The sequence below is a fragment of the Mesorhizobium sp. B3-2-1 genome (assembly GCF_006439515.1).
In the GTDB taxonomy this organism is placed as follows: domain Bacteria; phylum Pseudomonadota; class Alphaproteobacteria; order Rhizobiales; family Rhizobiaceae; genus Mesorhizobium.
The window spans coordinates 163,964-180,156 of sequence record NZ_VFTI01000003.1 but is presented as its reverse complement, the minus strand read 5'-3'; the positions used below and the strand labels follow the sequence as shown (position 1 = coordinate 180,156).

Annotated in this window: 19 protein-coding genes; 8 read left to right on the top strand and 11 right to left on the bottom strand. The window is 62.2% G+C overall.

The annotated features are described in order from the left end of the window. Positions 1-224: 224 nt before the first annotated feature. The 3 genes from FJW08_RS04480 to FJW08_RS04470 form a co-directional block, all read right to left on the bottom strand. Positions 225-740 carry a winged helix DNA-binding protein gene (locus FJW08_RS04480; protein ID WP_013896002.1) on the bottom strand — a complete coding sequence of 172 codons (516 nt, stop codon included), beginning with the start codon at positions 738-740 and terminating at the stop codon, positions 225-227. A 341-nt stretch (positions 741-1,081) separates the two neighbouring features. Then, a complete protein-coding gene (locus FJW08_RS04475) occupies positions 1,082-1,504 on the bottom strand; it encodes a DUF6163 family protein (protein WP_140755405.1) in 423 nt (140 codons plus the stop codon). Next, positions 1,501-2,541 carry an enoyl-CoA hydratase/isomerase family protein gene (locus tag FJW08_RS04470; protein WP_140809143.1) on the bottom strand — a complete coding sequence of 347 codons (1,041 nt, stop codon included), beginning with the start codon at positions 2,539-2,541 and terminating at the stop codon, positions 1,501-1,503. The genes FJW08_RS04475 and FJW08_RS04470 overlap by 4 nt, the downstream gene beginning before the upstream one ends. A gap of 163 nt (positions 2,542-2,704) precedes the next feature. Between FJW08_RS04470 and FJW08_RS04465 the strand changes: the two genes are divergently transcribed. The 3 genes from FJW08_RS04465 (at position 2,705) to FJW08_RS04455 (ending at position 5,559) form a co-directional block, all read left to right on the top strand. Next, on the top strand, positions 2,705-3,526 hold the full coding sequence (locus FJW08_RS04465; RefSeq protein ID WP_140809141.1) for a DUF2066 domain-containing protein: 822 nt from the start codon (positions 2,705-2,707) through the stop codon (positions 3,524-3,526). Between the two features lie 113 nt (positions 3,527-3,639). Beyond that, the gene (gene hemB, locus FJW08_RS04460) at positions 3,640-4,671 is read left to right on the top strand and encodes a porphobilinogen synthase (RefSeq protein ID WP_140809139.1); all 1,032 of its coding nucleotides are present in this window, start codon (positions 3,640-3,642) and stop codon (positions 4,669-4,671) included. 243 nt (positions 4,672-4,914) lie between these two features. Then, complete coding sequence (locus tag FJW08_RS04455) at positions 4,915-5,559, top strand: dihydrofolate reductase family protein (RefSeq protein ID WP_140809137.1); 645 nt, start codon at positions 4,915-4,917, stop codon at positions 5,557-5,559. A 63-nt stretch (positions 5,560-5,622) separates the two neighbouring features. On the opposite strand, the gene ppk2 is transcribed toward FJW08_RS04455, so the two are convergent. Beyond that, the gene (ppk2, locus tag FJW08_RS04450; RefSeq protein ID WP_140809136.1) at positions 5,623-6,543 is read right to left on the bottom strand and encodes a polyphosphate kinase 2; all 921 of its coding nucleotides are present in this window, start codon (positions 6,541-6,543) and stop codon (positions 5,623-5,625) included. A 282-nt stretch (positions 6,544-6,825) separates the two neighbouring features. Here ppk2 and FJW08_RS04445 point away from each other — a divergent pair, with 282 nt between their 5' ends. Beyond that, positions 6,826-7,869: an aldo/keto reductase gene (locus FJW08_RS04445; RefSeq protein ID WP_140809135.1), complete on the top strand. Its 1,044-nt coding sequence runs from the start codon at positions 6,826-6,828 to the stop codon at positions 7,867-7,869. Positions 7,870-7,893: 24 nt separating this feature from the next. Here FJW08_RS04445 and FJW08_RS04440 read toward each other — a convergent pair whose 3' ends face one another. Both FJW08_RS04440 and FJW08_RS04435 read right to left on the bottom strand, forming a co-directional pair. Further along, on the bottom strand, positions 7,894-8,865 hold the full coding sequence (locus tag FJW08_RS04440; protein ID WP_140809133.1) for a glycosyl transferase family 90: 972 nt from the start codon (positions 8,863-8,865) through the stop codon (positions 7,894-7,896). A 152-nt stretch (positions 8,866-9,017) separates the two neighbouring features. Then, complete coding sequence (locus tag FJW08_RS04435; protein ID WP_140809131.1) at positions 9,018-9,989, bottom strand: glycosyl transferase family 90; 972 nt, start codon at positions 9,987-9,989, stop codon at positions 9,018-9,020. A 199-nt stretch (positions 9,990-10,188) separates the two neighbouring features. On the opposite strand from FJW08_RS04435, the gene FJW08_RS04430 reads away from it, so the two are divergent. Then, entirely contained in the window at positions 10,189-10,335 is a 147-nt protein-coding gene (locus FJW08_RS04430; protein WP_140809129.1) for a hypothetical protein, read from the top strand. 60 nt (positions 10,336-10,395) lie between these two features. Here FJW08_RS04430 and FJW08_RS04425 read toward each other — a convergent pair whose 3' ends face one another. Both FJW08_RS04425 and FJW08_RS04420 read right to left on the bottom strand, forming a co-directional pair. Beyond that, entirely contained in the window at positions 10,396-10,656 is a 261-nt protein-coding gene (locus FJW08_RS04425) for a DUF982 domain-containing protein (RefSeq protein WP_140755425.1), read from the bottom strand. Between the two features lie 204 nt (positions 10,657-10,860). Continuing rightward, the gene (locus FJW08_RS04420) at positions 10,861-11,526 is read right to left on the bottom strand and encodes a GntR family transcriptional regulator (RefSeq protein WP_140809127.1); all 666 of its coding nucleotides are present in this window, start codon (positions 11,524-11,526) and stop codon (positions 10,861-10,863) included. A gap of 115 nt (positions 11,527-11,641) precedes the next feature. On the opposite strand from FJW08_RS04420, the gene FJW08_RS04415 reads away from it, so the two are divergent. Together FJW08_RS04415 and FJW08_RS04410 are read left to right on the top strand one after the other, a co-directional pair. Continuing rightward, positions 11,642-12,895, top strand: a complete 1,254-nt coding sequence (locus tag FJW08_RS04415; RefSeq protein ID WP_140809125.1) for a multidrug efflux MFS transporter — start codon at positions 11,642-11,644, stop codon at positions 12,893-12,895. A gap of 34 nt (positions 12,896-12,929) precedes the next feature. Next, complete coding sequence (locus FJW08_RS04410; RefSeq protein ID WP_140809123.1) at positions 12,930-13,295, top strand: DUF423 domain-containing protein; 366 nt, start codon at positions 12,930-12,932, stop codon at positions 13,293-13,295. A gap of 18 nt (positions 13,296-13,313) precedes the next feature. On the opposite strand, the gene FJW08_RS32300 is transcribed toward FJW08_RS04410, so the two are convergent. Both FJW08_RS32300 and FJW08_RS32295 read right to left on the bottom strand, forming a co-directional pair. Continuing rightward, positions 13,314-13,460, bottom strand: coding sequence for a hypothetical protein (locus FJW08_RS32300; protein ID WP_181178258.1), 147 nt, complete (start codon positions 13,458-13,460; stop codon positions 13,314-13,316). Positions 13,461-13,517: 57 nt separating this feature from the next. Further along, positions 13,518-13,661 (bottom strand): hypothetical protein, encoded by a 144-nt coding sequence (locus FJW08_RS32295; RefSeq protein ID WP_181182833.1) that lies wholly within the window; start codon positions 13,659-13,661, stop codon positions 13,518-13,520. Between the two features lie 160 nt (positions 13,662-13,821). On the opposite strand from FJW08_RS32295, the gene FJW08_RS04405 reads away from it, so the two are divergent. Continuing rightward, positions 13,822-14,898, top strand: a complete 1,077-nt coding sequence (locus FJW08_RS04405) for a substrate-binding domain-containing protein (protein WP_140809121.1) — start codon at positions 13,822-13,824, stop codon at positions 14,896-14,898. A 16-nt stretch (positions 14,899-14,914) separates the two neighbouring features. Here FJW08_RS04405 and FJW08_RS04400 read toward each other — a convergent pair whose 3' ends face one another. Continuing rightward, a complete protein-coding gene (locus tag FJW08_RS04400) occupies positions 14,915-16,090 on the bottom strand; it encodes an OpgC family protein (protein WP_140809119.1) in 1,176 nt (391 codons plus the stop codon). Positions 16,091-16,193 lie beyond the last annotated feature (103 nt).

Genomic DNA, 16,193 nt, shown 5'->3' with positions numbered 1-16,193 from the left:
AAAGCCAAGAGGCGCGATGCGGTTGCGGGTGGACGCATGGTCTTCACCACAGCATCACTGCCACTCTCGGTTCCATTGGAATATGGCGGCAACGTGGCCTTGGCCCGTAATTTGCTTTGGCCGGATGCAAGAAAGAAAAGACCGGTGCTTTTCGGCACCGGCCCTGACTGGAGGTCGCTGTCATGGCTACGCTTCTGCGGCGCGGCTCAGTTTCCTGGATGGTCTTACATCCGGTAGGCGATGGTGTCGTTCCAGAAGCGGTCGAGCCGCTGCAGGGCGCGGTTCATCTGCTTGAACTCGTCGGTGTTGATGCCACCGACCTGTTCGATCGAGCCGACATGACGCTCATAGAGGCCGGCGACCACATCAGCCACTTCATTGCCCTTCGGCGTGAGCGAGACGCGGACCGAACGGCGGTCGATGCGCGAGCGCTGGTGGTTGATGAAGCCGAGATCGACCAGCTTCTTCAGATTGTAGGAGACGTTCGAGCCGAGATAGTAGCCACGCGAGCGCAGTTCGCCGGCGGTCAGCTCGGAATTGCCGATATTGAAGAGCAGCAACGCCTGGATGGCATTGATGTCGGAACGGCCGTTGCGGTCGAATTCGTCCTTGATGACATCGAGCAGACGGCGGTGCAAACGCTCGACCAGCTGCAGCGATTCCATGTACAGGGAACGGATAGCCTCGCGGCGATCGTCGGAAACGTTGGCGGTCTTCGCCGCCGGACGCGAATTGATCATTGTCTTTGCCTCTCGTTTGTCGCCCTGGTGATTTTTTGTTTTTCACCTTGATCGCGACACTATCGAATACTCATAAAATTCGACTTAAACGCTAGGGCTAACAAGAGCTTACCGGTAAGAGGTTTCGCAAGACGCTTAACGAACGGTCACCCGAGCAAGGATGATTAACCTAAAGATTTAGGCAATGATCGCCGGCGCGGATTCGAGCGATCGCCAGCTCATCAATGCGTACAGTGGCTTACAGCATGTCGCAGCGAATAGGATTCGCCCGACCTGCTGTAAGCTTCTGATTTTATGCATGTCGTTATCCCGGAACCGAAAACACTTCCGGGCGACATGCACTAGTGCCGTGCCGGGCGTTTCTGCAGGTAGATGACGACGCGAAAGACGATGTAGAGCAGCGCCACGCAGGCATGCGAGACGATGATCAGGGGACGATGGCCGAAAAGCTCGGGAAAGCCGGCATACATGACGATCTCGGTGACCGCGCATATGAACCAGATCACCGGACCCCAGGATGCCAGCATCCACAGCCCGGCCGCGGCGAAGGGAAAGAACACGGCGAGCATCACCGCCGCCACCTGCCAATGCACCGGCATGAGGTCGAAGCGCCACAGCGAGCCCGGATAGAATCCGATCAGCTTGATCCAGTACAGGACGCCGAACATCAGGCAGTAGCCCGCGATGACGCGCTGGAACCAGGCGAAGATCACCTCGACCGTCGAGGGCTGCAGGACCACGCGTCTCGATGTCACCTCGCTCACAGCCCAAGCTCCCGATCGCCGAGCGGGGCAAAATAGGCCTCTACATCCGCCTCGCTGACCGCATCGATCTTAGCCGGCCGCCATTGCGGCTTCGAGCCCTTGTCGATGATGGCGGCGCGGATGCCTTCGTAGAAATCGTGGCCGGCCAGCATGCGGTTCAGGATGCGGAACTCCATCCTCATGCAGTCGTCCATCGACAATGTCAGCCCGGCGCTGATCTGGCGCCAGGCGACGCGAAGGCTGGTCGGCGAGCGCATGCGGATCGTCGCCAGCGTACCGGCCGCGAATTCGTCCTTGCCCGCGCGATCCAGGCTGTCGATGAGATCCGGCAGCGACGGTTGGGCGAAATGGCGGGCGATCGCCTCCAGGATCGGCCTGTCGGTCTCCCGCTTGGCCGGAACAAAGAAACCGCGCAGCACCGATTCCGGATCGCCCGTCAGCGCTAGGCGGTCGAGGACGCTTGCCTGGTCTTCGGCCTTGATGGTGTGGGTGGCCAGCCCCGACCACAGCGCATCGCCATAGCGGATGCGATTGCCGGTCAGCGCCAGATACATGCCGAAGCAACCGCCAAGGTCGGGCAGCAGATGACTGGCGCCGACATCGGGGAAAAAGCCGATGCCGACCTCCGGCATGGCGAACTGCGCATTCTCGGTCATCACCCGGTGCGAACCGTGAAAGGAAATGCCGACCCCGCCGCCCATGACGATGCCGTCGACGAGCGCCACATAGGGTTTCTTGAAACGGGCGATGTAGGCGTTGAGCCGATACTCGTCGGCGAAGAACTCGACCGGCGGCTTTCCGGCCCGGCCGGCTTCGTAGATGTGCAGGATATCGCCTCCGGCCGAAAATGCCCTGCCCTCCGCCTTGACCACGACGACATCCACACCGTCGTCGCGCTCCCAGGACCGCAGAGCCTTGTCCAGCGCCTTGACCATGCGATGGGTAACGGCATTGAGCGCCTGCGGCCGCGTCAGCGTGACGACGCCGGCCCTGCCCAACCTTTCGAAGCGAATTTCGTCGCCTCCACCAAAATCCATCGCCAGAGAATCCTTGTCCCCGCGCCTGCGGGACTGAAGTGCTAAAGGCGGCGCATGGGTGCGTCAATGGCAGCGGCCTGTCGGCCGCGGTCTTGGCGGCAAGCGGTAGCCGATGCTAGATGTTGGCGGCCATTACGACAGGCCACGAGCGGGATAGTGAGCCATGCCGCAGTTTTTGCGCCTTGTCCTTGTTCTGACTTGCCTGTCTGCTTTGTGGGCAACCAATGTTCCCGTCACGGCAGCCGACGTTGGCGACCTTTACCAATCGCAGACCATCGTCACCGGCCAGGGTGAAGAAAACCGCCAGATCGGCTTCAGGATTTGCCTCGACAAAGTTCTGATCCGGGTTTCCGGCGATCAGCGGCTGCTTGCCAGACGCGAAATGGACGCGCTGCGCGACAAGGCCGGCAGCTTTGTCGACAGCTTTCGCTACCGCGACCGGCTGGAGGGCATTCCGATCCATGACGAGCAAGGCACGCATGACCGGCCGCATGATCTCACCTGCTTCTACAAACCTGATGTGATCGACAAGCTGCTGGCGTCGCTCGGCAGCAGGCCCTGGCTTGGCGAACGGCCGACGCTCACCGTCTTTCTCACGACTGAACAAGGCGCTCGGCATTTCGTTCTGACCGCCGAGGAAGGGCGTGGCGAGACAATGCGCGAATCTTTCGTCAATGCCACCGGTCCGATGCTGATGCATGTTGTCTTTCCGAAGGCCGCACAGCTGAGCGACCTGGGCGAAGAAGCGCTGCGGGCGGCCGACATGGCGAAACTGGATCGGCTGGCCAAACAAGCCGGAGGCGACCGAGCGCTCGCCGGCAGCATCGTATGGAGCGATGAGGAGCTAGGCTGGATCGCCGATTGGCGACTGGCCGATCACGGCAAGACCTATCGTTGGCAGGTGCGCGGTGTCAGCTTCGACGAGGCGTTTCGTGTGGCAATCGGAGGCGCGGCACAGATCCTTTCGGGCAATGGGCACCCCTGACCCAACAGGCGTGGAGGGACAGCGCTGTGGCAGCTTTCGACACTGGCACAAACGTGTCGCATTGGTCAGCACCAAGGGCTCGTGGTAAAAGCTGCCGATCCGGAGTTTTGGCCATGAACAAATTCACCCCAGCAAAACCTGCCGGCGCGCGCAGCGTCGACGACGTCACCGGCAGCCGCCGCCTGCGCCGCATGCGCAAGGCCGACTGGTCGCGCCGGCTCGTGCAGGAGAACAGGCTTTCGGTCGACGACCTGATCTGGCCGATCTTCGTCGTCGAGGGCAGGAATGTCCGCGAACCGATCGCCGCCATGCCCGGCGTCTTTCGCCTGTCGGTCGACCTTGCGGTCAAGGAGGCCGAACGCGCGGCCAAGCTCGGCATTCCGGCTCTTGCCACCTTCCCCAATGTCGATCTCGGCCTGCGCGACCAGACCGGTTCCCACATCCTCGACCCCGACAATGTCATCAACCGCGCCACCCGCGCGATAAAGGACGCGGTGCCCGAGATCGGCATCATCACCGACGCGGCGCTCGACCCATTCACCAGCCATGGCCATGACGGCATCCTGCGTGACGGCATCATCGTCAATGACGAAAGCGTGGAACAGGTCGCGGCGGCGGCCGTCATTCAGGCTGCCGCCGGCGCCGACATCATCGCGCCGTCCGACATGATGGACGGCCGTATCGGCGCCATCCGCGACGCACTCGACGCCAACGGTTTTCAGGACGTGGCGATCATGTCCTACGCCACCAAATTCGCCTCGGCCTTCTACGGCCCCTATCGCGAAGCGGTCGGCACCGCCGGCCTGCTCAAGGGCGACAAGAAGACCTACTATATCGATCACGCCAATTCGGACGAGGCGGTGCGCGAGGCCGAACAAGACATCGCCGAGGGCGCCGACATGCTGATGGTCAAGCCCGGCCTGCCCTACCTCGACATCATCCGCCGGCTGAAGGACGAATTCCAGATGCCCACCTTCGCCTACCAGGTGTCGGGCGAATATTCGATGATCAAGGCGGCCGGCGCCAATGGCTGGATCGACGGCGAGAAGGCGATGCTGGAATCGCTGCTCGCCTTCAAGCGTGCCGGCTGCGACGGCATCCTGACCTATTTCGCTCCCGAAGTGGCGAAAATGCTGAAAGGGTAGCCCCTACCCTTTCAGGCACCGGCAAGCGATTTTTGCCAGTTCTCTTCTCCGCTTCATGGAAATCTCCGATGATCGGGCGGCCGTGGCCGCCCAGGTCCAACTCCCGGTAGACGATCCGGATATCGTCTTGCGGCAATATCTGGCAGGAGCCTTCGTGTTCCTTGGAAATCCCGGTTGTATTCCGCAATCTGCTTGTTAAAATAAACTGCTTGCGAAATAAGATCAGCTATCGAGGAGCATCCAGTGTCCAAATTGCGCGTCAACGCATTCACCCTGTCCCTCGACGGCTACGGCGCCGGTCCCGAACAGAGCCTGGAAAATCCACTCGGTGTCGGCGGACCGGCCCTGCACAAATGGGCTTTCAGCACCCGCACCTTCCGCAAGATGTTTGGCGAGGAAGGTGGCGAGACGGGCGTCGACGAAGACTTTGCGGCGCGCAGCTTCGAGAACCTCGGCGCCTGGATCCTCGGCCGCAACATGTTCGGCCCAATCCGGGGCGAATGGCCTGACGACAAGTGGAAGGGCTGGTGGGGCGACAACCCGCCGTACCATGTGCCTGTTTTCGTACTGACCCACCACAAGCGGGCGCCCATAGCCATGGAAGGCGGCACGACCTTCCATTTCGTCACCGACGGCATCCATTCGGCGCTCGAGCAGGCGAAATCGGCGGCCGGCGGCAAGGACGTGCGGGTCGGCGGCGGCGTCTCCACCATCCGGCAATATCTGCAGGAGAAACTCATCGACGAGATGCACCTGGCGATCTCGCCGGTGCTGCTTGGCAGGGGCGAGAACCTTTTTGCCGGCCTCGACATGCCCAAGTTCGGCTATCAGTGCACGGAGCATGTGGCAACGGAACTTGCTGCGCACGTGGTCATCAAGAGGGCATAGGAAGCGAAAGACTTTAGAGCCCTTTCTCCCCGTCACTATACGGGGAGAAAGGGAATCTCTATTTCAATACTTCTCCGGCACGTAAAGTTCGCGCGGCAGAACCTGGCGTTCGTATTCGGGGTTGAAGACGCGTTCCGGCAGCGTGATCTCCTCGTGCGGCACGTCTTCGTACGGCAGCTGCTTCAGCAGATGATCGATGCAGTTCAGGCGCGCGCGCTTCTTGTCGTTGCCCTCGACGATGAACCAGGGCGCCTCGGGGATGTTGGTGCGGGCGAAGGTCTCCTCCTTGGCCTTGGTGTATTGTTCCCAGCGCACCCGCGACTGCAGGTCCATCGGCGACAGCTTCCACTGCTTCATCGGATCGTGGATGCGCATCAGGAAGCGCATCTGTTGTTCCTCGTCGGTGATCGAGAACCAGTATTTGACCACGGTGATACCCGAGCGCACCAGCATGCGCTCGAACTCCGGCACGTCATGGAAGAACTCCTCGACTTGCTCGGGGTTGGCAAAGCCCATCACCCGTTCGACGCCGGAGCGGTTGTACCAGGAGCGGTCGAGCAACACGATCTCGCCGCCTGCCGGCAAATGCGGGACATAGCGCTGGAAATACCATTGCGACTTCTCGCGTTCGGTCGGCGCCGGAAGCGCCACCACGCGGCAGATGCGCGGATTGAGCCGCTGGGTAATGCGCTTGATGACGCCACCCTTGCCGGCGGAGTCACGGCCTTCGAAAATCACCACTAGTTTCTTCCTGTGATAGGCGACCCAGGATTGCAGCTTGATCAATTCGGATTGGAGGCTGATCAGGTCGCGAAAATACTGCATCCGATCGATCGAAGGCGGATGCGAGTTCTTGTAGATCTTGGCGATCTCCATCGACAGCGCCGGCTCCGACAATTCGAGCTCATAATCTTCGTCGAGCGTGTCGGCGAGCTCGGCTTCGAGCCAGTCCTTGGCAGGGGAATTCTGTTTCAGCTCGGTCATATCAACTGCTCCGCTTGCAAGCCCTGTCGGTTACCACTGGGCGCCCCAATTGCTGGCCAGCGGCCTGGAATGGAAACACCTGAGCCGACTTCAATATAGGCCGGCAGTGACGGTTTTATTGCAGCCCGGGCGCGATTGCGGCCGTTGCAAATTCCGCGATGTATGATCCATCGACGTCATCGCACGGCGACAAGCCGAACGAATTGTCCTACAAATCCCCCGTCGCGTTCCAGGCCTGCTCCTTGGCGGCACGCCTCTTCAACAAAATCGTGAGGATCTGACATGGAATACCGCACCCTTGGCCGTTCGGGCCTGAAGGTTTCGACACTGACGCTTGGCACCATGACCTTCGGCGGCGCCGGGCCCTTCGCCGCGGTCGGCAACAGCGATCTCGCCGAAGCCAAGCGGATGATCGACATGTGCATCGACGCCGGCATCAACCTCATCGACACCGCGAATGTCTATTCGAACGGCCTGTCCGAAGAAATCATAGGCGAAGCGCTCGGCGGCAAACGCAAGAACGACGTGCTGATCGCGTCCAAGGCGCGGATGCGGATCGGCAAGGGCCCGAACGACGAGGGCCTGTCGCGCCATCATCTGATCCGCGAATGCGAGAAGAGCCTGAAGCGGTTGAAGACCGATGTCATCGACATCTATTTCGTCCACGAGTGGGACGGCCTCACCCCGCTCGAGGAAACCGTTGCGGCGCTCGACACTTTGGTCAGCCAGGGCAAGGTGCGCTACATCGGCTGCTCCAACTATTCCGGCTGGCAGGTGATGAAGGCACTTTCCGTCAGCGACAGCCGTCACCAGCAACGCTTCGTCACCCAGCAGATCCATTACACGCTGGAAGCGCGCGAGGCCGAGTACGAGCTGCTGCCGATCTCGGTCGACCAGGGGCTGGGCGTGCTGGTCTGGAGTCCGCTCGCCGGCGGCCTGCTGTCGGGCAAATACCGCCGCGACAGCCCGACCGCCCGCCAGCTCGCCGGCTGGTCCGAGCCGCCGATCCGCGACGAGGACCGGCTCTGGCGGATCGTCGATGTGCTGGTCGAGATCGGCAGGGATCGTGGAGTATCGGCGGCGCAAGTGGCCCTTGCCTGGCTGCTCGGCCGCCCTGCCGTCTCCTCGCTGGTGATCGGCGCCCGCAATGACGTCCAGCTCAAGGACAACCTCGCGGCCGCGGCCCTGGAGCTCGGCAGCGAGGAACGCCAGCGCCTCGACGCGGTCAGCCGGCCGCCCCTGCTCTACCCCTACTGGCACCAGCAACTGACGGCGAAGGATCGCTTCGGCCCCGCCGACATGGTTCTCGACCGCAGCGATATCTGATCGGTGTCAGGCCAAGAGCGAGAGCTAGCTGCCGATGAACCGCCAGAGCTCGGCATCGGGTTCGATCTGGCCGCTGAGCACGAAATATTTGTAGAGGGCGAGCAGGGAGATCGCCTGCTCGTCCTGTTCATTGGAGAATTTGCGGCAATAGGCATTGGCAGCGGCGATGATGCGCTCCGCCGCGGCCGGATGCTGCTCGAAATAATCTACCTTTTCACGGAGATCGGAGAAGTCCGGCTCGAGCGGCGCATAGTGGACACCGGCCTCGAGCTGGCTCTCGCCAAACCATGTTTCGTAGGTCGGCGGCGGCATCAGACAGAGCGAGTTGGAATTCATGATCCATTTGAGGTTGGTCGCCACGTCATTGCCCTCCAACGAGACGATGTAGCGATAGCGCAGGTGCTGGCTGATGCTGAGGAAGGGCTTGCTGTATTCAGCCGGCGCACTGCGCTTGTGCGAACCGGCGTCGCAGAACGGCAAGTCGCGCGCGACATCCAGGAACCGTGTCCTGATCGGATTGTTGAGGTCGCCGCGCCAGACCACGACCGGGCGTTTGTCGGCGAAGGCGACGGCGTCGGCGGGCATGTGGAAGTGGCGGAACTTGTTGAACTTCATAATGACAGCGCTGCCGTTGTCGGCGCGGATCGGCCGATCCTTGACGAGCGTCGGCACTTTTGGCACGCCTTTGACGTCGCCGAACTGCAGGTCGATGAGCAATGACGGATCGAAATAGCGGGCAAATTCCCTCAGGTCGTAATAGTACATGCTCGGTTCAAAAGGTATCTGGTCGATGCGCACCGCATCCGGGCCTGGCGTAAAAGGGTCCTGCAGCTTGTTGTAGTGATTCAGCCGTCGGCGCACGGCCTCGTCCGAGAGCCTGGCCTGTTCCAGGCGGCCCGCCAGCCGTCGTCGGAAGATCGCCTGGGGTGCGATATCGCGCATGACGTTTCGCGCATAGTAGAAGACCCTTGCCGTCGTTCGTTTTATGGTGGCCATCGTTCTCGTAATCTAAAACAAGCGCCACTAAACAGACAACAGCCGGGATGGTTCCGGCGGCATGATTGCGCATCGTTGGGCCACGCTTTCCGGCAGTGCCCGAACAGATGGCGCCGGCCTTGACGAGGCGCGCCGGGGGGATGCACCGGCAACTAGCCCGTTATGTAGCGCCACACCTCGGCATCAGGTTTGATCTGACCCGAGAGCACGAAATATTTGTAGAGCACCAGCAGGGAGATCGCCTGTTCGGCCCGCTCGTCGTCGAATGTGCGGCAATAGGCGTTCGCGGCGGCGACGATGCGCTCTGCCTTCGCCGGATTCCGTTCGAAATATGCGACGTGTTCGGCAAGATTGGAGAAGTCTGCTTCGAGCGGTACATAATGGACATTCGCCACGAGCTGCCGCTCGGCAAACCATGTCTCATAGGTCGGCGGCGGCATCATGCAGAGCGAGTTGGAATTCATGATCCATTTGAGGTTGGTCGCCACGTCATTGCCCTCGAGCGAGACGATGTAGCGATAGCGCTGGTGCTGGCTAATGCTGAGAAAGGGCTTGGCATATTCCGCCGGCGCGTTCGGCTTGTGCGACCCGGCATCGCAGAACGGCAGATCGCGCACAGCCTTGAGGAATCTTGTCCTGATCGGATTGTTGAGATCGCCGCGCCAGACCACGGCCGGCAGCTTGTCGGTGAACGAGATGGTGTCAGCCGGCATCTGGAAATGGCGAAACTTGTCGAGCTTCATGATGATCGCGTTCTTGTCGTCATCACGGATCGGCCGATCCTTGACGATCGTCGGCATCTTCGGCACGTTCCTGACATCGCCGAATTCGAGGTCGATGAACAAACCGGGATCGAAGTAGCGGGCGAATTCCTTCAGGTCGTAATAGTACATGGTCGGGGTGAACGGCAGTTTGCCGATGCGCACGGCATTGCCGCTTGGCGCGAACCCATCCTGCAGCTTGTTGTAGTAGTTCAGCCTGCGGCGCACCGCCTCACCGGAAAGCCTGGCCCTTTCGAGACGGCCGGCCAGCCTGGCGCGAAACAGCGCCTGCGGAGCGACATCGCGCGCGGCGTTTCTCGCATAGTAGAAAACTCTTGCTGCGGTCCGCGAAATTGTGGCCATCGGTCACTTGATCAAAATAAACAGGCAGCTCTCAATTCATTGGCGCCCCGCACTTCCTACATCATTGTGGCGCCCATCTGGCAAGCCCCCGCATCTCTTCGACACCAGCATCCACGCATTGTCGCTTCGGCTGTTGTGTTTGACGGCTAATGCTCCTAGGCAGGGTCAGGGCCGCAAGGCAGTGACAAAAGGAGCCGATATGGCGCGAGCACCAAACTACGATCAGGAACGCAAGGAGCGCGACCGCCAGAAAGCAGCCAAGAAGGCTGAAAAGCTGGCGGCCAAGGTTGCCGCGCGCGAACGTTCGAAGCCCAAGACCGAGACGGAGGCCGAAACCGAGGAGTAACGGCATGCGGCCCGCGAATGCGGGCCGTGCCTCAATGCGAATTGTCGGTGTCAGCCTATGTCAGACTGGCGCCTTGTCGCTGATGAAAACATCCACCTCCCGCGCCGCGGCGATGAAAGCGCGTCGGGCATTCATCGCCGGCTTGTCGCCGGCGAGCGCATCGTGGCAGGCCTGCAGCGCCGCGCGATGCTTGGCGCTGCGCTTCCCGGGCCAGCTGTTGAGAAGGTAATCGGAAGCCTCCCTTGCCGAACGCAAGAGCTGAGTGCTTCCCGCCGTGACGGATTTGACGGTCACGGGCGTTTCAAACCGATTGTTTTCCATCGCCGCTCTTACGCCATCGGCTTGCTTGAAGCGAGGCCGAAAGTGCGCTTCGCGTCAGACGCCGCCTGTTTTTCCGGCGAACGCTGCCGTGCATGGGCCGCACTACAGCATGTCGCGGCGAATAGAATTCGCCCGACCTGCTGTAAGCTTCTGACTTATGCATGTCGTTATCCCGGAACCGAGGACACTTCCGGGCGACATGCATTAAGCGGCGACGACGGCAAATCCCCTGGCGCGAAGGCCACGTCGGTCGCTGGCAAGCGACGTCACCAGCCGGTCACGGCTGCCGACGATGTGGGCCGACAGCAGCCGCGCGGCTTCATCGGCCTGACCAAGGCGTGTCGCCGCAAGGATGGCGCGATGTTCGAGCCAGGCACGGCCGAGGGCCGTTTCGTCACGCACTTCCAGCCAGCGGGCGCGCGACAGGCGCGTCATGGCGTCACGGACCGCCCGAAACAGGAATTCGTTGCCGGATAGCCGCGCCAGCTCGATGTGAAAATCCATGCCGACACGATGCCATTCCTCGCGCGGCGTGTTTTCGTCGCAGGAATCGAGCATCGCCTCGATGACATCGACAGCGCTCTTGTCGGCTTGCCCGCATGTCAGCCGCAGCGCCGCGACCTCGACCGCCTCGCGATAGACCGCGATCTGCTCGATCTCGGCGAGGTTAATGGGCGAGACCGTCCAGCCGCGTCCGTCCCTGCCGACCAGTCCCTCGGTCTCCAGCCGCAGCAGTGCCGCCCTGACCGGCGTACGCGAGGCGCCGAATTGGCCTTCGATCCAGCGTTCGGTCAGCCGCTCTCCCGGCCCGATCTCGAGCGCCAGGATCATCTCGCGAAGCTGCCGTTCGACATTCTGCATCTGCGACATCGCGCGTCCTTTCCGAAGCCGCATTGACAGCGACCGGCTTGAAGTTCATGACGGATACCACTTTGGTATCCCAAAACGGTATCCGCAACAAGCGCCGATACCGGGCAGGCAGGACATGGCACAGGAAGACACGCAGCAAAGCGGTTACAATATCCACTGGCGACGCAATCTCGCCGTCTGTTTCGCGGGCTCGTTCAGCACGCTCATCGCCATGACCCTGCTCTTGCCCTTCCTGCCGCTTTATGTCGAACAGCTCGGCGCACAGGGTCATGCCGCCATCGTACAGTGGTCCGGCATCGCCTATGGCGCCACCTTCTTCGCCGCGGCAATGGTCGCGCCGTTGTGGGGACGCCTGGGCGACCGCTATGGCCGCAAGGTGATGCTGGTACGCGCCTCCTTCGGCATGGCGATCTGCATGTCGCTGACGGGTATGGTCGAGACGGTCTGGCAGTTGGTTCTGCTGCGCCTGCTGATCGGCTTCGCCGGCGGCTACTCCTCGGGTTCGACCATATTGGTGGCCATGCAGACGCCGAAGGAGCGCTCCGGCTGGGCGCTCGGCGTCCTGTCGGCGGGCATCACGGCGGGCTCGCTGGTCGGTCCCTTGCTCGGCGGCGTGCTGCCGCCGGTGATCGGGATTCGTGCCACCTTCCTCTTGTCAGGCGGGGTGATCTTCCTCGCCTTCCTGGCGACGACCTTCCTCATCAAGGAGAACCCGCGCCCGAGGGCGGCCAAAGCCGCGCCGGCGGCAAAGCCGAAAAGCGGCTGGTCGCAGATCCCGGACAAGCGCCCGGTGGTGGCCATGCTGACCACCGGCATGCTGCTCGCCTTCGCCACGATGTCGATCGAGCCTATCATCACCGTCTATGTGCAGCAGCTCATCGAGGACCAGGGCCGGGTGACGCTCGTCGCCGGCGTTGTGATGTCGGCGGCCGCGCTCGGCACCATCCTGTCGGCGTCCTGGCTCGGCAAGCTCGCAGACCGGATCGGGCACTGGAACGTTGTCGTGGGAGCGCTGGCGGTCTCGGCGCTGCTGCTCATCCCGCAGGCTTTTGTCACCAACGGCTGGCAGCTCATCGGCCTGCGTTTCCTGATGGGCGTGGCGTTGGGCGGCCTCCTGCCCTGCATCACCAGTGTCATCAGGCACAACATCCCAGACGGCGTCGGCGGCAACGTGCTTGGCTTGGCGATCTCGGCGCAGTATGTCGGGCAGGTCGCGGGACCGCTGGCCGGCGGTTTTGTCGGCGGCCATTTCGGCATGCCGGCGGTGTTTCTCGGCACATCGGTGCTGATGGTGCTCGGTGCCGTCTACAACTGGATTGTCCAGTCGCGGCGGACGCGGCATATGGCACTGGAAGCGGACAAGCCCTGAGACTTACCCGACCCGCAGAAGGAGCACGCCGACCATGAACCTCGCCGACCCTAACGGCAACCGCCTCCTCGTGCTTGCCGGCGGCCTCGTCGGCGCGGCGGGGGTGGCGCTTTCGGCAGCGGCCGCGCATCGCGGCGGCGCCTTCACCGGCACGGCCGCGTCGTTCCTCCTGATGCATGCGCCGGTCTTTCTCGCCATTGGCCTTATCGGCGCAAACCGCTGGCTGCGCATCGCTAGCCTCGTTCTGCTCGCCGGGCTGCTGCTCTTCGCGGGCGATCTTCTCGCCCGCGATTTCCTGGGATCGAGACTGTTTCCGATGTCGGCGCCAATCGGAGGCACCTTGCTCATCGTCGGCTGGCTAGCGATAGCAATTTCTGCCCTGGCACCCCCACGTTCCTGAGGTTCAATCCAGTAGGAATCAGCGTCGACGTTCGGGGCGGATCAGCAGATCACGATTGCGCGCGGCCGGCTTCTTCAGGCGCCTTGCTTCTGGCCGCTCGGCGGCAGGCATGATGCCCCAGTAGTTGCGATAAATATCTTCGAACAGATGCTGGATGGGATGCACGTTTTTCTCCTTCCAATTGAATCGATCCAATCACAAGCACAAAAAGGAAAATGCCGGTCAGCTACGCTTGCGCCCTACGAGGAAGCGCAAGTCGCGGATCCACGGACTGGTTTTGTCGCGGCGCTTCCGGCTGCTGTTCGCCGACCCGATCCTCCAGTCGTTGCGATCGATGTCTTCGAACAGATAGTTGATGGGATGCATCATTCCCTCCGAGGTCACACAGTGGAACAAATCCGCATTTTGGATCGATTCAAAGATAGATATTCGACCCGCTCCGGTCAAGCAAAATTTGAATCGATCCAACGAAAATACTAGATGCGGCCCAGGAACGTGCTAAATGCATGTCAGGAGGCACGCGCAAATGGCGTCACTCACCGCAGGCAATCGACGACCCGTACGGCTGGCCGACATCGCCAAGGCCGCCGGTGTTTCCCACGGCACGGCGTCCAACGTATTCAGCCGACCCGAGATCGTACGCGAGGAAGTGCGCGAACGCGTTCGCGCGGCCGCCGAGGCGATGGGGTATGGCGGGCCCGATCCAAAGGGCCGGCTGCTGCGCGCCGGCAAGGTCAACGCCATTGGCGTTGCCACAGCCGAGCCCCTCTCCTATTTCTTCGACGATCCGTTCGCGCGCGTCATGATGGCGGGCATCTCGCAGGCCTGCGATGCTACGGGAGCCGGCATTTCCCTGGTCTCGGCCGCCAACAACGAGCAGCTTGCCTGGAACATCCAGAGCGCCCTTGTCGACGGCTTTATCGTCTTCTGCATCGAAGGCGGCTCGCGCCTGGTGGAGTTGGCACGCGAACGCAAGTTGCCCTTCGTCGCGCTCGACCTCGATTCCGAGGACGGGTCGGTCGCCGCGATCGGTGTCGACAACATCGCCGGCGCCGGCATGGCGGCCCGCCATCTCACCGATCTCGGACATCGCCGCTTCGCCGTCCTGGCGCTGCCCTTCGTCGACGACAGGACAGGCCTTGTTTCGGCCGAACAGGTCCGGGCCGCAACCTATGCAGGGACGCGCGACCGCCTCACCGGCTATCTCCGGGAGCTTTCGCGGGTTGGCATCGATACATCCAAAGTGCCCGTCTACGAGACCGCCAACGACGTGGCGAGCACGAAGGCGGGCCTCGAAACCATCTTCGCCTCCGACGCGCCGCCCACCGCCATCCTGGCCATGTCGGACAGAATAGCCCTGGTGGCGCTGGAATGGCTTAGCGCACGCGGGCTCAACGTGCCTGACGATATTTCCGTCGTCGGCTTCGACGGGGTTCCGGAAGCCGCAGTGTCCGAGCCGCCATTGACCACGATTGCCCAGCCGATCGCCGAGATGGGCCGCCTTGCCGTCAGGGCGATCCTGGAGAGCGACGGGCCGGTCAGCCGGCAGCAGCTGCCGGTCGAACTGATCGTGCGGGGCTCGTCGGGCCAGCCCCGCGGCTGAACCGCCCCCGAACCGCCTACCGATTGGCTCTTGCCACGGCAGAGAGGCCGAAAGGCGCAGCCGGCGCGGGATCCTTTTGGACCGTACGGGCCTTGCCCGAACCGCCGATGGTCGACAGCCATTCGAGATAGAAGGCGAGCGCGAACTGCATGGCAATGCCGGCCGATATCAGTAGGCTGTCATAGACGAATCCGCCTGGATTGATCACCTTCATCACCTGAGCGACCATGGCGATCACCGTGCCGGCAATGAAGACCGGCAGCGATCGTTTGCCCAGTATCGCCAGTGGATGGTCGGCGCTGGTGCGGAACAGGCTGGAGAGCACCGGCAGGGCGACGACGAGGTAGCTGACCGCCAGGATGTGCAACAGCCGCGGCAGCGACAGGAAGGTCTTGTCGAAGCCGCCGATCACCACCGGCAGGTTGAACCACGTTATATGTCCCCAGAGCGGGCTATGCACCCACACCAGCGCCGCCAGCACATAGGCGGTGGCCGCGCCGATCAGCCAGCGGTTGACCGGAATGACACCGCCGCGCCTGACATGCAGCATGGCGGCAAGGCCGATGTTGAACAGGAACTGCCAGGACAGCGGGTTGAGGAACCAGAAACCGGGCTCGGGGTAATTGGGCGGCGCGATCTGCCAGATTCCGGCCACGAGCCACAGCGTGCCGGATACGACGAGCGCCGCGACGGGCCTGTAGCTGACGAACAGGACGAATGCCGGCGCCATCAAAAGCAGCGCCGCATAGACCGGCAGGATGTTGTTGTAGCCGAGCTGGTGGCCGAGCGTAACAATGCCGACCAGCACTGGCGGCGTATTCTTCATCAGCGGCTCGATATTGATGAGTTTCAGCAGTTCCGGCCGCTTGGCAAACACCGCCACGGCGCAGAACAGGGCCATCACCACCATCGTAGTGACGATATGGGCGGCGTAGAGCACGCCCGCCCGCCGCCACATCTTCAAGGTCGCCAGAAGCCGGCCTCCCGGTCGGAATTTCGTGCCGTAGGCGAGCGCGACCGAGATGCCGGAAATCAGCACGAACGCTTCGGCCGCATCCGAAAAACCGAAATTCTTGTAGGTCAGGGCCTCGAAAGCCGTGCCCGGCACATGGTCGATGAAGATCGTGAGGAGGGCCAGCGCGCGCAATACATCGATACGCGTGTCGCGTTCGGGCGAAACAGGGGTGGTCATCGACAAAAGGCCTCAAAGCTGGTTGTTCATGTCCAGCAATGCGACCCCCGACGCACCGCTTCGATTCCTCCCGGATGGAGTGTATCGCCGCAGAAACGGGCCG